Genomic DNA, 23,724 nt, shown 5'->3' with positions numbered 1-23,724 from the left:
CTGCCAGTGCTTTTTTGTGCTGGTTGATTTTTCGGATGAAAACATCCTTCGACAAAACTGCTTCCGGAATGAAATTGATGATGATGTTCATACTAAAATTATCATGCCTGAAGGGAGCATACAAGGATGGAAAAGGAAATGAACATGAACATGAACAGTGCAGAAACCCAGGAAGGACAGCAAGGACAAGAGGGGGAACAGGAAAATAAACCATCAGGCCTTCTTGAAAAGATCCAGCAGCTGGGCCAGACGAATGTACCGCAGCTGTCCCAGGATTCGAAAATCCATTGCTTGACGATTGTAGGCCAAATCGAAGGCCATATGCAGCTGCCGCCCCACAACAAGACGACAAAGTATGAACATCTTATCCCGCAGCTTGTTGCCATTGAGCAGAACCAGAATATCGAGGGCCTTCTGGTCATCCTTAACACGGTTGGTGGAGACGTTGAAGCGGGTCTTGCCATTTCAGAGATGCTTGCTTCCCTTTCGAAGCCGACAGTCTCAATCGTGTTGGGAGGAGGCCATTCAATCGGTGTGCCGATTGCAGTTTCCTGTGATTACTCTTTTATCGCTGAAACAGCGACGATGACCATTCATCCAATCAGATTGACCGGCCTGGTAATTGGGGTTCCTGCAACCTTTGAATACCTGGACAAAATGCAAGAGAGAGTTGTTAATTTCGTGACGAAGCATTCGAACATTCCTGAGGAAAAATTCAAAGAGCTTATGTTTGCCAAAGGAAACCTGACCAGAGACATTGGAACAAATGTCGTTGGACAAGATGCAGTAGAAATGGGCTTGATCCATGAAGTGGGCGGCATCGGACAGGCAATGAAGAAGCTTAATGAACTGATCGATATAAACAAGCCAAAGACAGAAGTGATCGTACAATGATCTTGTATACAATGATGCCACATGAACAGGTATTCCCTTATACCGAAGAAGCAGCGTCCAATCAGGTAATGATATCCTACAATGGAATCCCGCTAATGGCTGAATGGACAGAAAACCAGGAATACAGGGTAGTCAGGGTAATGAGTACTGACCCCAATCACTATATGGACCCGATATGCAGACCTGGGGCGACCCTTTCACTTACCTAGACTGTTTCTGTTTCGCAGTTTATAAAACGAAGTGCCGTTTCAACTGGTAATTATGATATAATATGGTTACACTCAGCATTGGGCAGCCGGATAGGCTGCTTTTCTTCTTACTGAAGTTTGAAGGTGAAATTTATTGATTATGCTGTAAGTGAAGCTATATAGATCAGGTGATATAATGGCCAAAAAGAAAAGACGGCAATCGAGAAAGAAGAGTGCAGTAAAAACAACCGTTCAATATGAACTTTCCGGGTTAGCCCTGCTCGCATTGGCCATCATCGCGATGGCAAATCTGGGCGCAGTCGGAAGAACAATCGTGATGTTTTTCCGCTTTTTCTTCGGCGAATGGTATATGCTCAGTCTTGTTGGACTGGTTGTATTTAGCATCTTTATCATGTGGAAAAGAAGACTCCCATTCATTTTCCACACCAAATTGATTGGTACATATTTAATTATGAGTGCGATTTTGCTGCTCAGTCATGTGACGTTGTTTGAACTCTTATCCAATGGCGGAAAGTTTGAAGACCCGAGTGTCATCAAGAATACCTTTGATTTATTTGTCATGGAGGCGAAAGGCGAGACTAGCACAACAGATCTAGGCGGAGGAATGATCGGCGCAGTGATGTTTGCCTTGTTTTACTATTTATTCGATGCCGCAGGCTCCCAGCTGATTGCATTTCTTTTGATCATCATTGGTGCGATTCTCGTAACTGGCAGGACATTTACTGAAGTTGCAGCTAAAATCGTTGCGCCGATTGGCGGCTTCATCAGAGATCAATGGCTTTCATTCATTGAGGACCTGAAGCAATGGAAAGAAAATCAGCAGCAAAAGAAATCAGTCCAAAACAAAGAAGCTAAAAAGGCTAAAAATGAAGGTAAGCAGACAATCATGGAAGAGGAATCTGCGGAGAGGACCATTGACATTCCAGTGGAACCGGCTCCAGAACCAATCATCTCCAGCTTTGCAGAGCGAGCATATGCTGCTCCGGCAGAAACATCAGTACAGCAGCCGCAAAAGAAAGCGAAAGCTGATAACGATTCCGCAGAAGATGGGGAAGACTTGCAGCAGCCGATAACTTTTACAGAGGTAGAGAATACCTCATATGAGCTGCCGCCGATTGATTTATTGAAACTGCCAAATAAGACCGACCAAAGCGGCGAATATGAGATGATCCATGCAAATGCGGCGAAGCTCGAGCGGACATTCCATAGTTTTGGGGTGAAAGCCAGGGTTACCCAGGTGCATCTTGGGCCCGCCGTTACGAAATATGAAGTCCATCCAGATGTCGGAGTGAAGGTCAGCAGGATTGTGAGCCTGAATGACGACCTGGCGCTTGCCCTGGCTGCCAAGGATATCAGGATCGAGGCGCCAATTCCAGGTAAATCCGCTATCGGGATAGAAGTTCCGAACTCTGAGGTGGCAGTGGTTTCTTTACGGGAGGTCATTGAATCAAAGCAGAACAATAAACCTGGGTCAAAGCTCCAGATTGGACTTGGACGAGATATTACAGGAGAAGCAGTGCTGGCAGAATTGAATAAGATGCCCCATCTACTCGTTGCCGGAGCGACAGGCAGCGGAAAGAGTGTCTGTATTAACGGCATCATCACAAGTATCCTGATGAGGGCTAAGCCTCATGAGGTCAAGCTGATGATGATTGACCCCAAAATGGTTGAACTGAATGTCTATAATGGTGTCCCTCATTTGCTTGCGCCAGTGGTAACGGATGCGAAAAAAGCATCACAGGCACTCAAAAAAGTGGTCAATGAGATGGAAAGGCGTTACGAGCTCTTCTCACATACCGGAACAAGAAACATAGAAGGCTATAATGAATATATCAAGCGGTACAATAATGAGGAAGAAGCCAACCAGCCGCTCCTGCCTTTCATTGTAGTCATCGTGGACGAGCTTGCAGACTTAATGATGGTTGCATCCTCTGATGTCGAGGATTCGATTACACGGCTGGCACAGATGGCACGTGCTGCAGGAATCCATTTGATCATCGCTACCCAAAGGCCTTCTGTCGATGTTATTACCGGCGTGATCAAAGCGAACATTCCTTCAAGAATTGCGTTTGCCGTATCCTCCATGACAGACTCGAGGACAATCCTTGATATGGGCGGTGCAGAGAAGCTGCTGGGAAGAGGGGACATGCTTTTCCTTCCGGTTGGCGCGTCGAAGCCTGTAAGGGTACAGGGAGCATTTTTATCCGATGAAGAGGTAGAAGAGGTAGTGAACTATGTAATCGGACAACAGAAGGCACAGTACCAAGAGGAAATGATTCCTGAGGATGTTCCAGAGAATACTTCTGAAGTCGAGGATGATTTATACAGTGATGCGGTGGACCTTGTCGTAGAGATGCAGACGGCCTCTGTTTCTATGCTGCAGAGAAGGTTCAGGATCGGATATTCACGTGCTGCCAGACTGATTGATGAGATGGAGCTTCGCGGAATTGTCGGGCCATATGAAGGCAGCAAACCACGGACCGTTCTCGTAGCTAAGTCTGAGGAAGCATGATGAATAATCTGGAATATGAAAAAAGTCGGATGCGTGCATCCGGCTTTTTTTGTTCGGACTAGGAAAATAGTATTTGATATGAATAATAGTGTCATACTATTAAAAACGCTTTCAAACTACAATCATACCAGAAAAATAGGTTTATTGTCCCGGAAAAAATGACAATTTTGGTCTTTCTAGCTTTTTTCGACAAAATGTTGAAACGCTATTTATTTATCCTTCAAAAAGTGTTATAGTATTTTCGATTAGTAGGAATGCTATACATCAGAGGTCTGATGTCTTTGAGCAAAGGGTTGGAGGAAAGCCTCATGTCGATCAAATCAGATAACCGGCACCTGTATTTACAAGTAATCGATCATCTGAAGCAGGACATTCAAAAGGGTGTTTATAAAGAAAGAGAAAAACTCCCATCTGAATTCGATCTTGCCAAACAGCTTGGCGTAAGCAGAGCTACACTAAGGGAAGCGTTGCGGATCCTTGAAGAAGAAAATGTCATTATCCGCCGTCATGGTGTAGGGACTTTCGTTAATGCCAAACCATTGTTTTCATCAGGAATCGAGCAGCTTAACAGTGTAACCGCAATGATTGAACAGGCCGGGATGAAGCCAGGGACCATCTTTTTGAATTCAACGACAACCGGGCCAACGGAAGAGGATATCCGTCGTTTTTCATGTTCCATCGATGATGAAATCACTTTGATTGAACGAGTTCGGACCGCAAATGGGGAGCCAGTTGTCTATTGTCTGGACAAAATCCCCGGAAACATCCTGTCCGGTGACTTTTCACATGAAGATGAATCACTGCTTCATCTGCTTGAAGTCATGTCGAACCGGAAAGTTACATATGCGGTCGCGCAAATCGAGCCGATAGGCTACCATGAAAAGATTTCACCCATACTGGAATGTGAACCTGAAACAGCCCTGCTTGTTTTAAAGCAGATGCATTTCGATGAAAATGACGTGCCGATCCTTTATTCGGTAAATTACTTTAAAGCCGATAAGTTCAGTTTCCATGTCCTGAGAAAAAGAGTTTAATTTTTTCAGAGTTATGAAAACGCTATCTGTTCGGTTTTACAGAACATTCCTGCGAAATCCAACAAACATTCTCTGGGGGGTACAAACCTTGAAAAAGCGTAAATTTGGTTTGGTAATGTCATTGCTTTTAGCAGCAGGCACAATGTTAGCCGGCTGTGGCAGCGATAGCGATGATAAAGGCAGCGACAATGGCAAAAAGTCAGATTTAAAAGTTGGTATGGTAACTGATGCTGGTACAATTGATGATAAATCATTCAACCAGGGAACATGGGAAGGGATCCTGAAGGCTAAAGACGAATTCGGTGTAGACTCTAAGTACCTTAAGCCTGCAGGAACTACTGAAGCTGAGTACTTAAAAGAAATGGGTAACCTTTACGACGCTGGATATAAGTTCATCGTTACACCAGGCTTTAAGTTCGAAACTGCTGTTTTCCAAGCCCAAGATAAATATAAAGATGCTAAGTTCGTCATTCTTGACGGAAATCCACATAATGGAGACTACAACCCTGTGGTAAAAGATAACACAGTTGCTGTATTCTTCGCAGAGCACGAATCAGGCTTCCTTGCTGGTGTAGCAGCTGCTCTTGAATTAAAAGACGGTGAAGCTGGCTTCATCGGCGGTATGGAAATCCCTGCTGTACAGAAGTTCAACTGGGGCTTCCAGCAAGGTCTTAAGTACGCAAACGAAAACCTGGGAACAAACGTAGCAATCAAGAAAGAAAACGTTATTTACCAAGGTTCATTTGATAACGCTGCTGCTGGCGGACAAATTGCTGCTCAATACTATGACCGTGGCGTGGATGTAATCTTCACAGCTGCTGGCGGTGTTGGAGTAGGCGCTATTAAAGAAGCCAAGGACCGTGCTAAGTCAGGCGAAAAAGTTTGGATCGTTGGTGTAGACGTTGACCAGTACGAAGATGGTAAGTACGAAGGCGACAAGTCAGTAATCCTGACTTCTGCAATGAAGAAGCTTGACCAGGTTTCTTATGACATGGTCCAGGCTGAACTAGATGGCAAATTCCCTGGCGGAAAGACTCTTACTTTCGATGCCAAGAACGATGGTATCGGTCTTCCTGAAAAGAACCCTAACCTAAGCGATGAAACAGTTAGCAAGGTTAAAGAGGTTTATGAAAAAATCAAGTCTGAAGAAGTTAAAGTCTCTGCTGAACAAGGAGATTTGTTTAAGTAAAATAGAGTGAAAGAGACGGTTCTTTCCGTCTCTTTTCTCTATTAACGTCTAAACGGTAAAATTTTGAAATAATGACTTGAATATTTTCAATCTTTCAAAATTCTTTTACTATGTTACCTGAAGTTCTGTTCCAGTATAGGGGACTCCCTATTTTAAAAAGGTATAGAGTCTAATACAAAGGTGAGTGCTACTATGAGTTATGTTGTAGAAATGTTAAATATCCGGAAAGAGTTCCCGGGTATCGTAGCCAACGATAATATCACCCTTACATTAAAAAAAGGGGAAATCCATGCACTATTAGGGGAAAATGGTGCAGGTAAATCAACCTTGATGGGTGTTTTATTCGGGATGTATCAGCCTGAGCTAGGCATGATTAAAGTGAATGGAAAAGAAGTGCGCATCACGAATCCTAATGTGGCTAACCGTTTAGGAATTGGGATGGTGCACCAGCACTTTAAACTGGTTGAAAATTTTACCGTAACAGAAAATATCATACTGGGCAGCGAGCCGCTTAAAGGCATGGTGCTTGATATCGACAAAGCAGCAAAAAGAATAGAAGAATTATCAAAGCATTACGGATTGAATGTAGATCCTCACGCCAAAATTGAAGATATTTCAGTAGGTATGCAGCAAAGGGTAGAAATCTTAAAGATGCTTTACAGAGAAGCAGACGTCTTGATATTGGATGAACCAACAGCTGTTCTTACACCAGCAGAAATTGATGAATTAATGAAGATTATGCGCAATCTTATTAAAGAAGGAAAGTCTATCATCATAATTACTCATAAACTGAAAGAAATTAAAGCAGTAGCTGACCGCTGTACGGTAATTCGCCGTGGAAAGGGAATCGGCACTGTCAATGTGGCTGAAGCAAGTGAGGCAAGCCTTGCAGAAATGATGGTAGGACGCCATGTTTCATTCAAAGTGGATAAGAAAGAAAGTACTCCTGGAGAGGTAGTACTTAAAATAGATTCTCTATCTGTGAAAAACAATAGAAAAGTAATGGGGCTTAAAGATTTCTCACTTGAAGTTCGTACTGGTGAGATCGTAGGACTCGCCGGGGTCGAAGGCAATGGCCAAACGGAGCTCATTGAAGCAATTACAGGTTTAAGAAAAGCGGAATCAGGCTCCATCCAAATTGATGGCAAAGAGATCATCGACTTGCCTGTTCGTGAAAGACTTGAAAAAGGAATGAGCCATATTCCTGAAGACAGGCACAAACGGGGACTGGTTCTGGATTATTCCTTACAGGAAAATATGGTTCTGCAAATCTATAACAAGAAGCCTTTCTCGAAAAATGGCATCCTGAACAAAAACGCTATGAAAACGTATGCTCAAAACATCCTGACAAACTTTGATGTCCGTTCAGGCGAGGGTGCAGTCTCGATTGCAAGGACACTATCAGGCGGCAATCAGCAAAAAGCGATCATCGGAAGGGAACTTGAGCTGGATCCAAAGCTTCTGATTTGTGTACAGCCTACTCGCGGTCTGGACGTAGGATCCATTGAATATATCCATAAGAGAATCGTAGAACACCGTGATAAAGGGAATGCAGTATTGCTTGTTTCTCTTGAGCTGGATGAAATCTTGCAGCTATCCGACCGTATTGCCATCGTTAACAACGGTGAACTGGTCGGAACAGTGATTGCAGCTGAAACGAACGAAAATGAAGTTGGTCTAATGATGGCAGGCGTGGCTAAGGAGAGAAGCATATGAGACATACCATCGTATCTATAATATCCATTTTATTAGGACTGGTGGCCGGGGGGATCCTGATGCTCTTCATCGGAAGCAACCCGATCGAAGGCTATTCCTATCTTCTTCAAGGAGCCTTGAAAAACCTTGAGCGTATCGGGAATACATTAGCGACGGCAACTCCACTGGTATTTACCGGTCTGTCCGTTGCTTTTGCATTCCGTACTGGTTTGTTCAACATTGGTGCTTCCGGACAGATGTTAGTTGGTGGCTTACTGGCTTCAGCTGTTGGTCTGACATATGACTTTTCAAGACCAGTCCTTCTTTTGGTCATGATTTTGGTTGGGATGCTTGGCGGAGCGCTTTGGGCATTCGTTCCTGGATTGCTGAAGGCAAAGTTCAATGTTCATGAGGTTGTATCGACAATCATGATGAACTGGATTGCTTATTGGACAATCTATTATGTGATTCCTGGATACTTCAAAGGGGAATTCCTTGAGACTGAATCCAAGAAGCTGGCAGAATCCGCTACCCTGCGTACACCTTGGCTGACAGATATGTTCCAGGGATCATACATCAATCTCGGCTTATTCCTGGCTGTTATTGCAGTAATCATCATTGCATTCATTATCGATAAAACGACTTTAGGTTATGAGTTAAAGGCTGTAGGTTTTAATAGATTTGCAGCTGAATATGCAGGCATGAAGGTAAATCGCAATATCATTTTATCAATGTTGATTTCAGGTGCTCTAGCCGGACTCGGAGGAGTAGCGCTTTACACAGGTAATGCTTCAAGTATCCAAATCGGGATCCTGCCATCACAGGGATATGATGGAATTGCAGTCGCATTGCTAGGAGCGAATAATCCAATTGGTGTATTCTTCGCCGCTGTATTATTCGGTATCCTTTATTCCGGAACAGGCTTTATGAATGCGATGACTGAAATCCCGCCTGAATTGGCGAACACAATCATTGCCATCATTATCTACTTTGCAGCGACAAGTGTACTGATTGAGCGCATGCTGAACAAATTCAAGAAGAGAAGCTCAAACCGAAAAGACAAAAGTGGTCCTGTAGTCGAGAAGGGAGATTCCTAAGATGTGGCATATTATAGAACAAATATTTCCTTACGCGATTGTCTTTACAATTCCTCTTCTGATTACAGCCCTGGGCGGTCTTTTTAGTGAGCGAAGCGGAATTGTCAATATTGCCCTTGAAGGATTAATGATTATTGGTGCTTTCTCTGGCGCTTTATCCATACATTATTTGAGCGGGGTAATCGAAAACAATACACTCGTTCTTTGGCTGGGATTATTGGCTGCTGTAGTAGCAGGCATCCTGTTTTCAATTTTGCATGCATTTGCGAGCATTAACTTGAATGCAGACCAAATCATCAGTGGTACGGCAATCAATTTGATTGCGACTGCCTTGACGATTTTCCTTGCGAGAAATATGACAGGAAGCGGTAATATCCGCATCACCAGCGGTTTCACACCGTCCAATGTTCCATTCTTGTCTGATATCCCGGTTATTGGAGATCTTTTCTTTACAAAAACATATCCGACTACCTGGTTTGTATTGGCAATTCTTTTTATCAGTTCGTTTGTCCTTTACAAAACAAAATTCGGCCTGCGCCTGAGATCATGTGGTGAATTCCCACAGGCAGCAGAGGCGGCAGGAATAAATGTTCGCAGAATCCGTTATAGCGGAGTACTGATTTCCGGTGCTTTTGCTGGTCTGGGCGGAGCTTTGATCATTGTGACTTACGCTGGTGAATTCACTGGTACTGTATCTGGTCTTGGTTTCCTTGCATTGGCCTCCTTGATCTTCGGTCAGTGGAAGCCGCTTGGCGTATTGGCAGCCACATTCTTCTTTGGTTTTGCCAGTACAATTGCGAACGTATCACAGGTTATTCCCGAATTGGCTGTCATCCCGCCAATTCTCCTGAAGATTTTCCCTTATGTCGTAACGCTGATCGCGTTGGTCATCTTCTCTAAGTCTTCACAGGCTCCAAAAGCCGTCGGTGAAACGTTCGACAGCGGAAAACGATAAGTTTAGACAAAGAGGTGCCTTTATAAAGGTGCCTCTTTTTTACATTCATGCGGTAGATCATTTTTTTAAAATTTTTAAAAATGATAACTTTTCAATAAAAAAAGGAAAATGCATATTAAATTTAGAATTTTGTAAACTGTTATGGTAGAATAAAGGAAAATGCTGGTTAAAAATAATAGCGGTAAGAGGTCTATAAGATGAAGCTATCATTATATTTGGATGACCGTGAAACAGAGAAGATTTTTTCTTATTTACGCTGGATTTTCCTTGGTATAGGTGTCCTTGTTTTTTATTACCCACCTCTCGCTGACAGACTGGATTTTACGGAAGAGTCCTTCCCGCTTCTTTTAGCAGTGGGATTCATTTATATGGCCTCAGCCCAGATTGCCCTGATCAAGCTGCCTCCTGGCAATGAATATTTTTCACTGCTGACAAAAGCAGGTATTGTATTCGACTATATTGCACTCATCTGGCTGCTCGTCTTAACCAGGGGAATCATGTCTCCGCTATTTCCGATTTCATACTTGCTTGTCATGCATGCGACGATTTATTGGAGAACAAAGGGTGCGATTTTGTCCTCTGCCTTTTTAACTCTTGGATACAGCACCATTTATGTTGCGCAGGGCCATTTCGAGTTCTATACTTCCTTTGTGTTTATCCTGAACCTCGCGTTCATCTGGGTCGTAGGTGTGTTTGGTTCCCTTATTGTCATAAGGGAAAGAAAGCATCTCAAGCAAAAGGAAATTTTCCATGGACTGATGTTCACCGATTATCTCACGGGTCTATACAACCATCGGCACTTCCAGGAACAGTTGAGGATGCTTACTGTCAATAAGGAAGATTTCATGCTTGTCATGGGGGATATTGATTATTTTAAGCAGGTGAATGACCAATTTGGCCACTTGACTGGTGATGGAATATTGAAGCGGATAGGATTGATTTTTCAAGAATTGGCCGATCGCCATTCCGCACAGGCATTTCGTTATGGTGGAGAAGAGTTTGCGTTCCTGCTTCCTTTAATGGATGAAATGAAACAAATTGCCTTTTTTGAAGATCTATATTCAATTCTGGCGGCTGAGGAATTTACCGAGGATTGTAAAACCGTTACGATGAGCTTCGGGATCGCTTCTTCCAAAACAGAGGCATTGCCTGATAAGCTATTAGGCTATACAGATCAGCTCTTGTACAGTGCGAAGGCTGCTGGCAGGAATCAGGTGAAATTTGAAACAGGTTATACATATCGGTTTGCTGCTGCTGATTCAGAGGTTGCCGCGGCAAAGCTAGACCAATAAGAAGCTCCCCATTTTGAGGGGAGCTTTTGCTTTCAAATGTAATTGAATTGGCAATTGCTTGAATTAGACAATTAAGGAAAGGTATAGTTAGAGTGTATTTAAAGGAATATTAAATATGGGCCTCTCAACGTATACATATAATAAAGATGTTTTGAAGGATTTCAAATAGTGAAGAATGAATAGTGAAATACTACTCATCGCGTTCCCACTAAAGGAGGATTTAAATGGCTGTCATTTCAGAAACAATCAAGGATATGAAGGGTTACAAGCTTCACATCGTAAAAACAGCAAAGTTCAAGACAAACACAATTGTCTGGAAGATGAAAACACCTTTGACGAGCGAAAACGTAACAAAACGTGCTTTGCTTCCTTATGTGCTCCAGAGCAGCTCAAAGGCATACGAGTCAACGTCAAAGCTGCGCTCCTATTTAGATGAACTTTATGGTGCAAATCTTTATGTTGATGTATCCAAGAAAGGGGAGTACCAGGTCATTAGCTTCTCGCTAGAAATCGCGAATGAAAAATTCCTTAGTGACCCAGAGCCTTTACTGAAAAAAGGGATGGAACTGATCGCGGAAATCCTCGTGAACCCTCTGGCGGAAAACGAGGCTTTTGATAAAGATACGGTCGAGAAGGAAAAGCGCACGCTTAAACAGAGAATCCAGGCTGTTTATGATGATAAAATGCGCTACTCCAATTTCAGGCTTGTTCAGGAAATGTGTGAAGGTGAGCCGTATGCATTGCATGTGAATGGAGAAATAGACGATATTCCCCGGATTAATGAGAGGAATTTGTATGAGTATTACAAACAGGCTTTTGCTGAAGATGAAATGGACTTATACATTATCGGCGATGTGAATGAAGACGAAGTCCAATCTGCTGCTGGCGAACTGCTTCAATTCGAGGATCGGGTCCCTGTGAATGCGGGAACACATCAAGCGGGCAGCAAGGAAGTAAAGACTGTAAAAGACAGGGAAGATGTCAAACAAGGCAAGCTGAATATCGGCTACCGGACAAATGTGCTGTATGGAGATAAGGATTATTACGCACTGCAAGTCTTCAATGGTATTTTTGGCGGATTTTCACATTCCAAGTTATTCTTGAATGTCCGCGAAAAAAACAGCCTCGCTTATTATGTCGCAAGCCGTCTTGAAAGCCATAAAGGTTTGATGATGGTCATGTCTGGGATAGAATTCGAAAATTTTGAGCTTGCTGTTAAAATAATCCGTGAACAAATGGAAGCCATGCAAGCCGGCGATTTTACCGATCAGGAAGTTGAACAGACAAAAGCTGTGATCGAAAATCAAATGCTTGAAACAATGGATACAGCAAGAGGAATGGTCGAGGTCCTGTATCACAATGTTGTCTCCGGTCAAAATGTAAATCTCGACGACTGGCTGCAGGGAATGAGTAAAACCACAAAAGAAGAAATCGCAGATGTAGCCAAAAAGGTCCAGCTTGACACGGTTTACTTCTTAACTGGATTGGAGGCGGACAAATAATGGAGAAGATCACTTTTGAACAGCTTCAGGAAGAAATGTACTATGAAAAGCTGGATAATGGACTTGATGTCTACATTCTTCCGAAAAAAGGATTCAACAAAACCTATGCTACTTTTACAACGAAATACGGATCAATCGATAATCACTTCCTTCCTCCCGGAAAGGATGAATACGTCAAGGTCCCTGATGGCATCGCCCACTTCCTTGAGCATAAATTATTCGAAAAGGAAGATGGAGATGTATTTCAGCAGTTCAGCAAGCAGGGAGCATCTGCGAATGCCTTCACATCATTCACGAGGACAGCATATCTATTTTCAAGTACCTCAAATGTGGAGAAAAACCTTAAAACACTGATTGACTTCGTTCAAGAGCCTTATTTCACGGAGAAAACAGTTGAGAAGGAAAAGGGGATCATCGGGCAGGAAATCACGATGTATGATGACAATCCTGATTGGAGGCTGTATTTCGGGCTTATACAGAATATGTATAAAAACCACCCTGTAAGCATCGATATCGCGGGTACCATTGAATCGATCTCCCATATAACGAAAGATATGCTGTATGAATGCTATGAAACATTCTACCATCCAAGCAATATGCTGCTGTTTGTCGTTGGTCCTGTCAATCCCGATGAGATCATGGGTTTGATCAAAGACAACCAGAGCAAGAAGGACTATAAGAACAAGCCTGAAATCCAGCGGAAATTTGATGCGGAACAGGCTGGAGTCGCTGAAAAGAAACAGGTACTTAAAATGAATGTCCAAACATCAAAATGCCTTGTTGGAATCAAAGCAGGCAACCCGACTGAATCAGGCAGCGAAATGCTGAAGAATGAGCTTTCGGTAAACGTTCTGCTCGATATGCTTTTTGGGAAAAGCTCCGAAAACTACACAGAATTGTACAGTTCAGGACTGATTGATGACACGTTTTCCTATGACTATTCACAGGAGCAAGGCTTTGGTTTTGCGATGGTTGGCGGGGACACAAATGAGCCAGATGTGCTGGCCAGCAAGCTAGAAGAGATGCTGAAGGAAGCGAAGTCTGGTCAGGGACTTACTGCAGATAGTCTTGAAAGGACAAAAAAGAAAAAGATTGGTGCATTCCTAAGGGCAGTGAATTCACCAGAATATATCGCAAATCAATTCACGCGTTACGCTTTCAATGATATGGATTTGTTCGATGTGGTTCCAGTACTTGAAAGCCTGACGATGGACGATCTTAACCAGGCAGCAGATCGGCTGATATCAGAAGACCGATTCACAGTCTGCCAGGTAGTGCCGAAGGGGAAGTAACAGACATAGTAAATGTGTGCGCCGGGGAATACCGGCGCATATTTAATTAGAATATTGGAGAGGTAAAAAGATATGAAAAAATTCGCACTCGTAACTGGTGCAAGCGGGGCAATCGGCAAAGCAATCTCCATCAGACTGGCATCCGCAGGTTATTCACTCTATCTGCACTACAATCAGAATCAGCAGGGAATCGATGAGCTGCTCCGCAAGATTGGCTCATTTGGCGGGGAATATATACCGGTCAAGGCCGATTTGGCCTCAAAGACTGGATACCTTGATTTAGCAAACCAGATATTTTCGATCGATGCCATCGTACATAATGCCGGAAATGCTTTATATGGCCTTCTCGAAGACTTGGAAGAAGAAGAAACAGATGCCTTGATCCAAATCCATGTCACGGCTCCGCTTCTATTAACAAAAAAGCTAATTCCAAAATTGCGGCAGAAACAAAATGGGAGTATTGTGATCGTCTCATCGATATGGGGCCAGACAGGAGCGTCGTATGAGGTGGCCTACTCAACGGTAAAGGGAGCGCAGCTGGCATTTGCGAAAGCCCTTAGCAAAGAGCTGGCACCTTCTAAGATTAGGGTGAATGCAGTTGCGCCAGGGGCAATCCAGACTCCAATGGTGGAAGGATTCACCCTCGAGGAGCTTGAAGCGATGGCTTCAGAAATCCCTTCAGGCCGTCTTGGCACCCCTGAGGAAGTGGCCAATGGAGTGGATTTTCTTTTATCGGAGCAATCCTCCTATATTACCGGACAGGTTCTGGCAATCAATGGCGGCTGGCTGACCTGAACCATTTGTGACAAATTTTCAAATCCTGCGCTGCGATGAATAATTCTCCGGAAACGAATGCAAAATAACCTTGTACTATTTTAGACAAGGAGGTTGTAAATATGTCTGTACTGGAAAATTGGAATCAGTGGAAAGACTTCCTGGGAGACCGTCTTCATCAGGCGCAGGATCAAGGAATGCATAAAGAAGTAATGGGTGATCTTGCCTACCAGATCGGTGACTATCTTGCAAAGAACGTCGACCCTAAAAACGAACAGGAAAGAGTTCTTTCAGACCTTTGGTCAGTGGCAAGCCCAGATGAACAGCACGCTATCGCCACGATGATGGTAAAGCTTGTTCAAAACAACGGAAGTAAATAGGAGAGTTTGATGAAGAGGGGACTTATATTCCTCTCTTTTTTTATTTTAAACATTCCCTAGCAGACCCTTTGGGCCAGTTTTCATTTCTGGCTTGTTTTTCCTTTCATCTTCTTTGAAAATCATATATTATAGAAGCTAGATATTCGATGTCAAAATGTGTCGCAATTATTGGCTGAAAGCAGAGGAGGAGAATGATGGAAAAGAAAGAATGGTACTTGGAATATGAAATAATGATTAACCGTCCAGGACTGCTAGGTGATATTTCCTCTTTGCTTGGAATGCTGTCCATCAATATTGTAACGATCAATGGTGTGGATGAAGGCAGGCGTGGCCTTTTGATCCTTGCGAAAGACGATGACCAAATTGAGAGACTTGAGTCAATTTTAAATACTATGGATACAATAAGGGTAATTAAAATCAGGGAGCCAAAGCTGCGTGACCGGATGGCGGTCAGACATGGCAGATACATACAACGTGATGCTGACGATAAAAAAACATTCCGGTTTGTGAGGGATGAGCTTGGACTGCTTGTCGATTTTATGGCAGAATTGTTTAAGATGGAGGGCCACAAACTGATTGGCATCCGCGGAATGCCGCGCGTCGGCAAGACAGAATCGGTTGTGGCATCGAGTGTATGTGCCAATAAAAGATGGCTGTTCGTTTCCTCTACATTATTGAAGCAGACGATCCGCAATCAGTTGATTGAAGATGAATACAATGCTGATAACTTGTTTATCATCGATGGCATCGTATCAACAAGGAGAGCCAATGAAAAGCACTGGCAGCTTGTCAGGGAAATCATGCGTCTTCCTGCAGTCAAGGTAGTCGAACATCCTGATATTTTTGTACAGAACACGGAATATACATTGGATGATTTTGATTATATTATCGAATTAAGAAATAATCCCGAAGAGGAAATCGTATATGATATGGTCCAGAAGAATCACATGTTCACTGATTCTGATTTTGGAGGATTTGATTTTTAACAGTATTGGAAGGTGTTATCGTGTCTGAGTTAGGAATTATTTTAAAGGAAGCCCGTGAAGCAAAAGGTCTCAGCCTGGACGAACTGCAATCGATCACGAAAATTCAAAAGCGTTATCTCCTGGGCATTGAAGAGGGAAACTATTCAATGATGCCAGGTAAATTCTACGTGCGGGCATTCATCAAACAATATGCCGAAGCCGTGGGCCTTGATCCGGACCAGCTTTTTGAACAGCATAAATCCGAAATCCCATCTACATACAATGAAGAGTTGCCAGAACAGCTTTCCCGAGTACAATCGAGGAAGAGTCTTTCACCAGAAACTTCTAAGGTTCTGAATGTACTTCCGAAAATATTGATTATCATCTTCATTATTGGCGCGATTGCTCTCGTGTGGTATTTGATTGTCAAAAACGCAGGCGATGACGCAGGTCATCCAGCCGACACCAATAAGAGCCAGCCAATAGTTGAAGAGCCAGCTGGGAGTTCGGATGAATCCGCAGATAACTCTTCAAACGAAGAAGATGCGGCTGAAGAGGAACCTGCTGCTGAAGAAGCAGCACCTGAAACTCCTGCACAAGAGCTGGCAGTCGCTTCGAACAGTGGCAAAAATACGGTTTACGAACTTAAGAATACCGATCAATTTGTTATCAAGATCGTTTCACTGGGAGAAACGTGGGTCGGCCTTTCCAATGGCTCTGGGAAATCGATCTTCCAGGGTGTGCTCGTTAAGGACAAGAATGAAAGCCAGACAGAGGATATGACCGGTGAAACAGAAGCGGTCATAAATGTCGGGCGCGCACCTGATACGGAAATTTACGTAAATGACCAGAAGCTTGAGTACGAAGTTCCGCCAGAAAAAGTGATGACTCAGCTGATCACGATCAAGTTTGTAAAATAGCAACAAAATAATATTGCAGCCCGATTACAAACTGCTGCAGCAAAAATGCCCGTATGGACGTTTGTTTATACGGGCTATACTATTAGTGCCCGGTGCCGGGGTTAGTCGGTGCAGTTCGAGGTGCTTGCGACAGGCATATTTAATGTCGTTTTTTACATATTGGATATAATGAAGAAGTCAGCCAAATGGCTGTGTAATTTACATCTGGAGGAATAAGGATATGAACTTGCCAAATAAAATTACGGTTTCACGAATTTTATTGATTCCGTTATTCATGATCGTGATGATTGTTCCATTTTCCTGGGGCGAGATTGCCTTGCTTGGAACGACAATGCCGGTCACTCATTTAGTAGGGGCGTTGATTTATATTTTCGCTTCTGTTACAGACTGGGTGGATGGTTATCTTGCACGGAAACACAATCTCGTTACGAATCTGGGGAAATTCCTTGATCCGCTGGCGGATAAACTGCTGGTCTCCTCGGCATTGATCGTGCTTGTTGAACTTGGGTATGCCCCAGCATGGATCGTCATCATCATCATCAGCAGGGAGTTTGCCGTGACAGGGCTTCGTTTATTGCTTGCAGGAGGCGGCGAGGTTGTTGCGGCCAAAATGCCTGGAAAAATCAAAATGTGGGCGCAAACTGTCGCAATCTCCGCTTTGTTGCTGCATAATATCATTTTTGAAGCTTTCTCAATCCCATTTGCCGATTTCGCTTTATGGGTGGCAATGTTCTTCACAATCTGGTCTGGATGGGACTATTTTGCCAAGAACAAGCAAATTTTCAGCAATTCTAAATAATTCATTTGCCAGGAGGATGTCTAATGAATGCAGAAATCATAGCAGTTGGATCTGAATTGCTGCTTGGGCAAATTGTCAACACAAACGCCAGGTTCCTGTCGAGGCAGCTTGCAGATCTCGGAGTCAATGTTTTCTATCACACGGTTGTCGGTGATAATTCTGATAGGCTCAAAAGTGCAATTAAAATTGCCCAGGAACGTGCAGAACTGATCATTTTCACTGGCGGTCTTGGGCCAACCAAAGACGACCTTACCAAAGATACGATTGCCGCTCAGCTCGGAAAGAAATTGGTGCTTGATGAGGAGGCCATGAGGTCGATCGAACTGTACTTTGAAAAAACGAACAGGGTAATGACCGATAATAACAGGAAGCAGGCTTTAGTGATTGAAGAATCCATTATCCTTAAAAATGAAAATGGCATGGCTCCGGGCATGTTCCTGACAACTGCTGACCATAAGTATATGCTTTTGCCAGGTCCTCCTTCTGAAATGGAGCCCATGTTCATGAAATATGGCCAGGCAGCCATTGCTGGCATATATGGCAGCCAGGCAAGGATTGAATCAAGGGTGCTTCGCTTCTTTGGAATCGGTGAGGCAGCATTGGAAGCACAAATAGAGGATCTAATCGATCAGCAGAGCAACCCGACTATTGCTCCGCTGGCAGGGGATGGCGAAGTCACTCTGAGGCTTACAGCAAGAGATGATGCCGCGGGCACTGCCCAGTCATTGATTGATAAAGTCGAAGCGGCAATCATGGACAGAGTCGGCGAGTATTTTTATGGTTACGACGAAACCTCGCTAATATTGGAACTTTCCAAACTATTAAAAAGCAAGAACTTGACGATATCAGCAGCCGAAAGCCTGACAGGCGGGTTGTTCCAGCAGGAACTGACCTCTGTTTCAGGAGCTAGCGGCCTTTTCAAGGGCGGGATTGTCTGCTACTCTAATGAAGCTAAAATAGGGCTTGTGAATGTCAGCCCTGCAACGATAGAAAAGTTCGGGGCTGTAAGCAGGGAATGTGCAGAAGAGCTGGCAGTTAATATTGCAGCGGTTTCCAACTCGGATATCGGCATCAGCTTTACCGGTGTGGCAGGCCCGGATTCCCTTGAAGGCCATCCGGCTGGAACGGTTTTCATCGGTGTATATGTAAAGGGGCTGCCAGTCCATGGGGAAAAACTGAGCTTGAGCGGTTCCCGGACAGCAATCAGGAACAGGTCAGTTAAGTTTGGCTGCCAGCTGCTAATTCATAGATTAACAGAAACACGGAAGTGATTTGCTTCTGTGTTTTTTTATTATTTCACCGGAAAACCGAATAGGCAGAGTTCTTGCCGAAATTGTGTTTTAAACGGTCTATTCCTGTTCAAAACCAGTGAAAAAACCTATGAAAATTCAATTTTCAGGATTATTCCTGCTTCAAAAAAAACGAATAAACGTTCGATTTTTTGATAGACAAACAGCATGGAAAAAGGTATAGTAATAGTAGGCTTTAAATAAGAGATTTGCGGACAGGCAGTATGCTGTTTCGTTTTTATATAAAAGGAGGAAGATTGAGTGAGTGATCGTCAAGCGGCATTAGATATGGCATTAAAACAAATCGAAAAGCAATTTGGTAAAGGCTCGGTTATGAAGTTGGGTGAGAAGACTGACACTAAGGTTTCTACATCCCCTAGTGGTTCCCTTGCGCTGGATGTAGCACTGGGAATAGGCGGTTATCCTCGCGGACGTGTTATTGAGATCTATGGACCTGAAAGTTCAGGTAAAACAACTGTTGCGCTTCATGCGATTGCTGAAGTACAGGCTAATGGAGGCCAGGCGGCGTTCATCGACGCTGAACATGCGCTGGATCCTGTATATGCACAGAAGCTCGGTGTAAACATCGATGAACTTCTTCTTTCACAGCCGGATACAGGAGAGCAGGCGCTGGAAATCGCTGAAGCTCTTGTGCGAAGTGGAGCGATTGATATTATCGTTGTTGACTCCGTTGCAGCTCTTGTTCCTAAGGCTGAAATTGAAGGTGAAATGGGTGATTCCCACGTCGGACTTCAAGCTCGTTTGATGTCACAGGCACTTCGTAAACTTTCCGGAGCAATCAACAAATCGAAGACTCTCGCCATCTTCATCAACCAGATTCGTGAAAAAGTTGGCGTTATGTTCGGTAATCCTGAAACTACACCTGGCGGCCGCGCTTTAAAGTTCTATTCAAGTGTGCGTCTTGAAGTGCGCCGTGCAGAAACATTGAAGCAGGGCAATGAAATGGTCGGTAACAAAACGAAGATCAAAGTTGTCAAGAACAAGGTTGCTCCGCCGTTCCGTACAGCTGAAGTGGATATCATGTACGGCGAAGGGATTTCCAAAGAAGGGGAAATCATCGACATTGGTTCAGAGCTTGATATCGTCGACAAGAGCGGTTCATGGTATTCCTATAACGGTGAACGTCTTGGACAGGGAAGGGAAAATGCAAAGATCTTCCTTAAAGAAAACCCGTCCCTCCGTCTTGAAATCCAGAAGAAGATCCGTGACCACTACGGTCTCGATGGCGAATTCTCTGTGACTGAAACAGACGAAGACCAGGAAGAACTTCCACTGGATTAATAGATTTAGAATAAGAGTCATCAAGGTCTCCTCAATACCAGGAGGCCTTTTTGGTATGAATTTCCCGCAAAAATATGAATTGATTGAATAATTAAGCAAAATCCAAGGTATCCTTATGGGACAAACCCTTGACAATAAAATTTGGCAGCTTTACAATTAAAAATGTATATTTTACATTTTCATGGTATTAAAAACGTTTAAAAGCATTAGAGCTGTATGTTGATGCTTGTAACAATGTACATGCCGACACTTTAAAAAACGTAACACAAGTTCATAGCAAGAGGAGGTGAAAATGATGGATCTAATTATTTCAATCATCTCCATTTTGCTTGGCCTATTCGTCGGTGCAGTTGTTGGCTATTTTTATCGTAAATCCGTTGCGGAAGCAAAAATTGCAGGTGCCAAAAACGCCGCAGAACAAATTGTTGAAGATGCGAAGCGTGAAGCAGAGGCTATGAAGAAAGAATCCCTGCTGGAGGCTAAGGATGAAAATCACAAACTGCGCACTGAAGCAGAGCGTGAGATTCGTGAACGAAGAAATGAACTGCAAAAACAAGAAAATCGTTTATTGCAAAAAGAGGAGAATCTTGATCGAAAAGATGATTCGTTGAACAAACGAGAGAATCTTTTAGAGAGAAAAGATGACGCTCTTACCAAAAGACAACAGCATATTGAAGAGATGGAAAGCAAAGTGGACGAGATGGTACGAAATCAGCAGGCTGAACTGGAACGCATCTCGAGCTTAACGCGTGATGAGGCTAAATCCATCATTTTGGAGCGTACTGAGCAAGAACTTGCTCACGACATTGCATTAATGATTAAGGAAAACGAAAACAGGGCGAAAGAAGAATCCGATAAGAAAGCGAAAGAAGTACTTTCACTTGCCATCCAAAGATGCGCAGCTGACCATGTCGCTGAAACGACTGTGTCGGTCGTGAATCTTCCGAATGATGAAATGAAAGGACGCATTATCGGACGTGAGGGACGGAATATCCGCACCCTGGAAACGTTGACGGGAATAGACCTCATAATTGATGATACTCCGGAAGCTGTTATATTATCCGGATTTGACCCAATCAGACGTGAAACAGCCCGATTAGCTCTTGAAAAGCTTGTCCAGGATGGACGTATTCATCCGGCCCGAATCGAAGAAATGGTTGAGAAGGCACGCCGAGAAGTGGATGAACATATTCGTGAGGTTGGGGAACAGACGACCTTCGAAGTGGGAGTACATGGGCTGCATCCAGACCTGATCAAAATTCTTGGCCGCTTGAAGTATCGTACAAGCTACGGACAGAATGTTCTAAAGCATTCCATGGAAGTAGCCCAATTGTCTGGATTGCTTGCTGCAGAGCTAGGTGAAGATGAAACACTGGCTCGCAGGGCAGGACTCCTGCATGACATTGGAAAGGCAATCGACCATGAAGTAGAAGGCAGCCACGTTGAAATCGGCGTGGAACTGGCTACGAAGTACAAGGAGCACCCTGTTGTCATCAACAGTATTGCATCCCACCATGGCGATACCGAGCCTACTTCAATCATCGCAGTTTTAGTTGCTGCTGCTGATGCATTATCAGCTGCAAGGCCAGGTGCCCGCAGCGAAGCGCTTGAAAATTATATCCGCCGTCTTGAAAGACTCGAAGAAATCTCGGAATCCTATGAAGGAGTCGAGAAATCATTCGCCATTCAGGCGGGAAGAGAAATCAGGATCATGGTTAGACCTGATCAAATCGATGACTTGCAGGCACACCGCCTCGCCCGTGATATCCGCAAGAAAATCGAGGAAGAACTCGATTATCCGGGACATATCAAGGTTACAGTCATCCGTGAAACACGTGCAGTTGAATACGCAAAATAAAGCAAAGCGGTGCCTAGGCGCCGCTTTTTATATTGTGGTCACTTTGCTGGTTTTCCTCTAATCTCGATGTTATGATACAATTTTTATATAAATAACTTAAAGGCAGGAATGAATATTAATGAGAATTTTATTTGTAGGGGATGTTGTAGGTTCCCCTGGCAGGGATATGGTTACTGAATACCTGCCTAAACTAAAAGGGAAATTTCGTCCGACTGTAACAATCATAAATGGTGAAAACGCAGCGAGCGGCAAAGGCATTACCGAAAAGATTTACCGCCAATTTCTCGAGCAGGGCGCACAGGCTGTCACTTTAGGCAACCATGCCTGGGATAATCGTGATATTTTTGAATTTATTGATTCTGCTAAATATCTCGTCAGGCCTGCTAATTTTCCGGAAGAGGTTCCTGGGAAAGGAATTGTTTATTTAAAGATCAACCAGGAAGAGCTGGCAATCATAAATTTGCAGGGCCGTACATTCCTCGCGCCAATAGACTGCCCATTCAAGAAAGCAGATGAATTGATCGAGGAAGCGAGAAAACGGACTTCACTTATTTTCGTCGATTTCCATGCAGAGGCAACAAGCGAAAAGCAGGCAATGGGCTGGTATCTTGATGGAAGGGTTTCTGCTGTGGTCGGAACCCATACGCATGTGCAGACTGCCGATGACCGAATTCTGCCTTCTGGTACCGCATTTCTGACCGATGTAGGCATGACAGGACCGTATGACGGCATATTGGGAGTAGAAAAGGAAGCAGTGCTAAGAAGGTTTATGACAAGCCTGCCAACCCGTTTCGAAGTAGCCAAGGACGGAAGGAACCAGCTATCAGCAGTATTGATCGATTTGGATAAGAAAACTGGCAAAGCAGTGAAAATACAGAAAATCCTTATTAATGATGATCACCCTTTTTATGAATAGCTAATTTTTTAACAAGCCTATATGACTGCAGTAGAACTTATTCGAGTTTTGCTGCAGTTTTTTATATGCGCTGAATTGGGTAATTAGGAGACGTATTGAATTTGGGGAAAGATACCCTTATGAAGAGNGANNAGTGCNNATAAGGNCANCATTCCNNCNGAAAGATACCCTTATGAAGGAGAAAGCCCCCGCATAAGGTCACCATTCCGCCCGAAAGATACCCTTATCAAGAGTAAAATCCCCGCATAAGGACACCATTCCCCCAAAAAAAGCACCTCCCTGAAGATCCGCCCGCTTAAAAAGGGAATCTACCGAAGATCCATCCCATCCCTTAAAAGTCACCTATAAAAACCGAATCATCGGCATCACTTGCAATGCTTTTTTTTAACTGAAGGTCATATGTGGGCTTCCTCCTGAATATAGTAGCAGTGGAACAGACTAACCTGGATGTCCACATGGGGCATCTAGTACGGGATAAAATAAGGAGGAGCCAGGAATGGATATATTAAAAGTTTCAGCAAAATCTAATCCTAATTCTGTAGCTGGTGCGCTTGCTGGAGTACTGCGCGAAAGAGGGGGCGCAGAAATTCAGGCAATTGGGGCGGGTGCATTAAATCAGGCCGTTAAGGCAGTAGCGATCGCAAGAGGGTTCGTAGCACCTAGCGGCGTTGATTTAATTTGCATCCCGGCATTTACTGATATCCTGATTGATGGCGAAGAGCGGACAGCCATTAAATTGATTGTTGAACCCCGATAATCTTAAACAAAACATATAGGGAATGGATATACTCGCCTGTTTGCATGTGCAAGCAGGTTTCTTTTATTTTCTTGTATAATAGGCGCAAGGGGG

At 43.7% G+C, this 23,724-nt stretch carries 21 protein-coding genes; all 21 read left to right on the top strand.

Going from position 1 to position 23,724, the window contains the following annotated elements:
* Positions 1-150: 150 nt before the first annotated feature.
* The 21 genes from ACNAZ4_RS01060 to spoVS all read left to right on the top strand — a co-directional run bounded on the left by ACNAZ4_RS01060 (position 151) and on the right by spoVS (position 23,631).
* Entirely contained in the window at positions 151-894 is a 744-nt protein-coding gene (locus ACNAZ4_RS01060; protein WP_415812976.1) for a ClpP family protease, read from the top strand.
* Entirely contained in the window at positions 891-1,103 is a 213-nt protein-coding gene (locus ACNAZ4_RS01055) for a YlzJ-like family protein (protein WP_415812346.1), read from the top strand. Before ACNAZ4_RS01060 ends, ACNAZ4_RS01055 begins: the two co-directional genes overlap by 4 nt.
* A gap of 175 nt (positions 1,104-1,278) precedes the next feature.
* Complete coding sequence (locus ACNAZ4_RS01050; RefSeq protein ID WP_415812345.1) at positions 1,279-3,615, top strand: FtsK/SpoIIIE family DNA translocase; 2,337 nt, start codon at positions 1,279-1,281, stop codon at positions 3,613-3,615.
* Positions 3,616-3,923: 308 nt separating this feature from the next.
* Complete coding sequence (locus tag ACNAZ4_RS01045) at positions 3,924-4,649, top strand: GntR family transcriptional regulator (protein ID WP_415812344.1); 726 nt, start codon at positions 3,924-3,926, stop codon at positions 4,647-4,649.
* Between the two features lie 88 nt (positions 4,650-4,737).
* Positions 4,738-5,838 (top strand): BMP family lipoprotein, encoded by a 1,101-nt coding sequence (locus ACNAZ4_RS01040; RefSeq protein ID WP_415812343.1) that lies wholly within the window; start codon positions 4,738-4,740, stop codon positions 5,836-5,838.
* 192 nt (positions 5,839-6,030) lie between these two features.
* Positions 6,031-7,554, top strand: a complete 1,524-nt coding sequence (locus tag ACNAZ4_RS01035; RefSeq protein ID WP_415812342.1) for an ABC transporter ATP-binding protein — start codon at positions 6,031-6,033, stop codon at positions 7,552-7,554.
* Complete coding sequence (locus ACNAZ4_RS01030; protein WP_415812341.1) at positions 7,551-8,630, top strand: ABC transporter permease; 1,080 nt, start codon at positions 7,551-7,553, stop codon at positions 8,628-8,630. The genes ACNAZ4_RS01035 and ACNAZ4_RS01030 overlap by 4 nt, the downstream gene beginning before the upstream one ends.
* Before the next feature lies 1 nt (position 8,631).
* Positions 8,632-9,585 (top strand): ABC transporter permease, encoded by a 954-nt coding sequence (locus tag ACNAZ4_RS01025; protein ID WP_415812340.1) that lies wholly within the window; start codon positions 8,632-8,634, stop codon positions 9,583-9,585.
* Positions 9,586-9,782: 197 nt separating this feature from the next.
* Complete coding sequence (locus ACNAZ4_RS01020; RefSeq protein WP_415812339.1) at positions 9,783-10,877, top strand: GGDEF domain-containing protein; 1,095 nt, start codon at positions 9,783-9,785, stop codon at positions 10,875-10,877.
* Between the two features lie 224 nt (positions 10,878-11,101).
* Positions 11,102-12,379 (top strand): EF-P 5-aminopentanol modification-associated protein YfmF, encoded by a 1,278-nt coding sequence (yfmF, locus tag ACNAZ4_RS01015; protein WP_415812338.1) that lies wholly within the window; start codon positions 11,102-11,104, stop codon positions 12,377-12,379.
* Positions 12,379-13,671 carry an EF-P 5-aminopentanol modification-associated protein YfmH gene (gene yfmH / locus ACNAZ4_RS01010; protein ID WP_415812337.1) on the top strand — a complete coding sequence of 431 codons (1,293 nt, stop codon included), beginning with the start codon at positions 12,379-12,381 and terminating at the stop codon, positions 13,669-13,671. The genes yfmF and yfmH overlap by 1 nt, the downstream gene beginning before the upstream one ends.
* Positions 13,672-13,743: 72 nt before the next feature.
* Positions 13,744-14,466 carry an elongation factor P 5-aminopentanone reductase gene (gene ymfI / locus ACNAZ4_RS01005; protein ID WP_415812336.1) on the top strand — a complete coding sequence of 241 codons (723 nt, stop codon included), beginning with the start codon at positions 13,744-13,746 and terminating at the stop codon, positions 14,464-14,466.
* Positions 14,467-14,567: 101 nt separating this feature from the next.
* Positions 14,568-14,825 (top strand): DUF3243 domain-containing protein, encoded by a 258-nt coding sequence (locus ACNAZ4_RS01000; protein ID WP_415812335.1) that lies wholly within the window; start codon positions 14,568-14,570, stop codon positions 14,823-14,825.
* 194 nt (positions 14,826-15,019) lie between these two features.
* On the top strand, positions 15,020-15,811 hold the full coding sequence (locus ACNAZ4_RS00995) for a DUF3388 domain-containing protein (RefSeq protein WP_415812334.1): 792 nt from the start codon (positions 15,020-15,022) through the stop codon (positions 15,809-15,811).
* Between the two features lie 20 nt (positions 15,812-15,831).
* On the top strand, positions 15,832-16,710 hold the full coding sequence (locus ACNAZ4_RS00990; RefSeq protein ID WP_415812333.1) for a helix-turn-helix domain-containing protein: 879 nt from the start codon (positions 15,832-15,834) through the stop codon (positions 16,708-16,710).
* A gap of 220 nt (positions 16,711-16,930) precedes the next feature.
* Complete coding sequence (gene pgsA, locus ACNAZ4_RS00985; RefSeq protein WP_415812332.1) at positions 16,931-17,509, top strand: CDP-diacylglycerol--glycerol-3-phosphate 3-phosphatidyltransferase; 579 nt, start codon at positions 16,931-16,933, stop codon at positions 17,507-17,509.
* Between the two features lie 23 nt (positions 17,510-17,532).
* Positions 17,533-18,780, top strand: a complete 1,248-nt coding sequence (locus ACNAZ4_RS00980) for a competence/damage-inducible protein A (RefSeq protein ID WP_415812331.1) — start codon at positions 17,533-17,535, stop codon at positions 18,778-18,780.
* Between the two features lie 279 nt (positions 18,781-19,059).
* Positions 19,060-20,100 carry a recombinase RecA gene (gene recA / locus ACNAZ4_RS00975; protein WP_415812330.1) on the top strand — a complete coding sequence of 347 codons (1,041 nt, stop codon included), beginning with the start codon at positions 19,060-19,062 and terminating at the stop codon, positions 20,098-20,100.
* A gap of 295 nt (positions 20,101-20,395) precedes the next feature.
* Complete coding sequence (gene rny, locus ACNAZ4_RS00970) at positions 20,396-21,958, top strand: ribonuclease Y (RefSeq protein WP_415812975.1); 1,563 nt, start codon at positions 20,396-20,398, stop codon at positions 21,956-21,958.
* 118 nt (positions 21,959-22,076) lie between these two features.
* A complete protein-coding gene (locus ACNAZ4_RS00965) occupies positions 22,077-22,874 on the top strand; it encodes a TIGR00282 family metallophosphoesterase (protein WP_415812329.1) in 798 nt (265 codons plus the stop codon).
* Between the two features lie 496 nt (positions 22,875-23,370).
* On the top strand, positions 23,371-23,631 hold the full coding sequence (gene spoVS / locus ACNAZ4_RS00960; RefSeq protein ID WP_079508506.1) for a stage V sporulation protein SpoVS: 261 nt from the start codon (positions 23,371-23,373) through the stop codon (positions 23,629-23,631).
* Positions 23,632-23,724: the final 93 nt, after the last annotated feature.

It is taken from the genome of Mesobacillus thioparans, from assembly GCF_965138835.1.
GTDB classification, from domain to species: Bacteria; Bacillota; Bacilli; order Bacillales; family Cytobacillaceae; genus Mesobacillus; species Mesobacillus thioparans.
The sequence above is the reverse complement of the archived record's forward strand: the minus strand, read 5'-3'. Positions and strand labels throughout refer to the sequence as shown.

Excerpts from the sequence above, each read along its gene's own strand:
- ACNAZ4_RS01060 (WP_415812976.1), top strand. The coding sequence starts at position 151 with ATGAACAGTGCAGAAACCCAGGAAGGACAGCAAGGACAAGAGGGGGAA.
- ACNAZ4_RS01055 (WP_415812346.1), top strand. The coding sequence starts at position 891 with ATGATCTTGTATACAATGATGCCACATGAACAGGTATTCCCTTATACC.
- ACNAZ4_RS01050 (WP_415812345.1), top strand. The coding sequence starts at position 1,279 with ATGGCCAAAAAGAAAAGACGGCAATCGAGAAAGAAGAGTGCAGTAAAA.
- ACNAZ4_RS01045 (WP_415812344.1), top strand. The coding sequence starts at position 3,924 with ATGTCGATCAAATCAGATAACCGGCACCTGTATTTACAAGTAATCGAT.
- ACNAZ4_RS01035 (WP_415812342.1), top strand. The coding sequence starts at position 6,031 with ATGAGTTATGTTGTAGAAATGTTAAATATCCGGAAAGAGTTCCCGGGT.
- ACNAZ4_RS01030 (WP_415812341.1), top strand. The coding sequence starts at position 7,551 with ATGAGACATACCATCGTATCTATAATATCCATTTTATTAGGACTGGTG.
- ACNAZ4_RS01025 (WP_415812340.1), top strand. The coding sequence starts at position 8,632 with ATGTGGCATATTATAGAACAAATATTTCCTTACGCGATTGTCTTTACA.
- ACNAZ4_RS01020 (WP_415812339.1), top strand. The coding sequence starts at position 9,783 with ATGAAGCTATCATTATATTTGGATGACCGTGAAACAGAGAAGATTTTT.
- yfmF (WP_415812338.1), top strand. The coding sequence starts at position 11,102 with ATGGCTGTCATTTCAGAAACAATCAAGGATATGAAGGGTTACAAGCTT.
- yfmH (WP_415812337.1), top strand. The coding sequence starts at position 12,379 with ATGGAGAAGATCACTTTTGAACAGCTTCAGGAAGAAATGTACTATGAA.
- ymfI (WP_415812336.1), top strand. The coding sequence starts at position 13,744 with ATGAAAAAATTCGCACTCGTAACTGGTGCAAGCGGGGCAATCGGCAAA.
- ACNAZ4_RS01000 (WP_415812335.1), top strand. The coding sequence starts at position 14,568 with ATGTCTGTACTGGAAAATTGGAATCAGTGGAAAGACTTCCTGGGAGAC.
- ACNAZ4_RS00995 (WP_415812334.1), top strand. The coding sequence starts at position 15,020 with ATGGAAAAGAAAGAATGGTACTTGGAATATGAAATAATGATTAACCGT.
- pgsA (WP_415812332.1), top strand. The coding sequence starts at position 16,931 with ATGAACTTGCCAAATAAAATTACGGTTTCACGAATTTTATTGATTCCG.
- ACNAZ4_RS00980 (WP_415812331.1), top strand. The coding sequence starts at position 17,533 with ATGAATGCAGAAATCATAGCAGTTGGATCTGAATTGCTGCTTGGGCAA.
- rny (WP_415812975.1), top strand. The coding sequence starts at position 20,396 with ATGGATCTAATTATTTCAATCATCTCCATTTTGCTTGGCCTATTCGTC.
- ACNAZ4_RS00965 (WP_415812329.1), top strand. The coding sequence starts at position 22,077 with ATGAGAATTTTATTTGTAGGGGATGTTGTAGGTTCCCCTGGCAGGGAT.
- spoVS (WP_079508506.1), top strand. The coding sequence starts at position 23,371 with ATGGATATATTAAAAGTTTCAGCAAAATCTAATCCTAATTCTGTAGCT.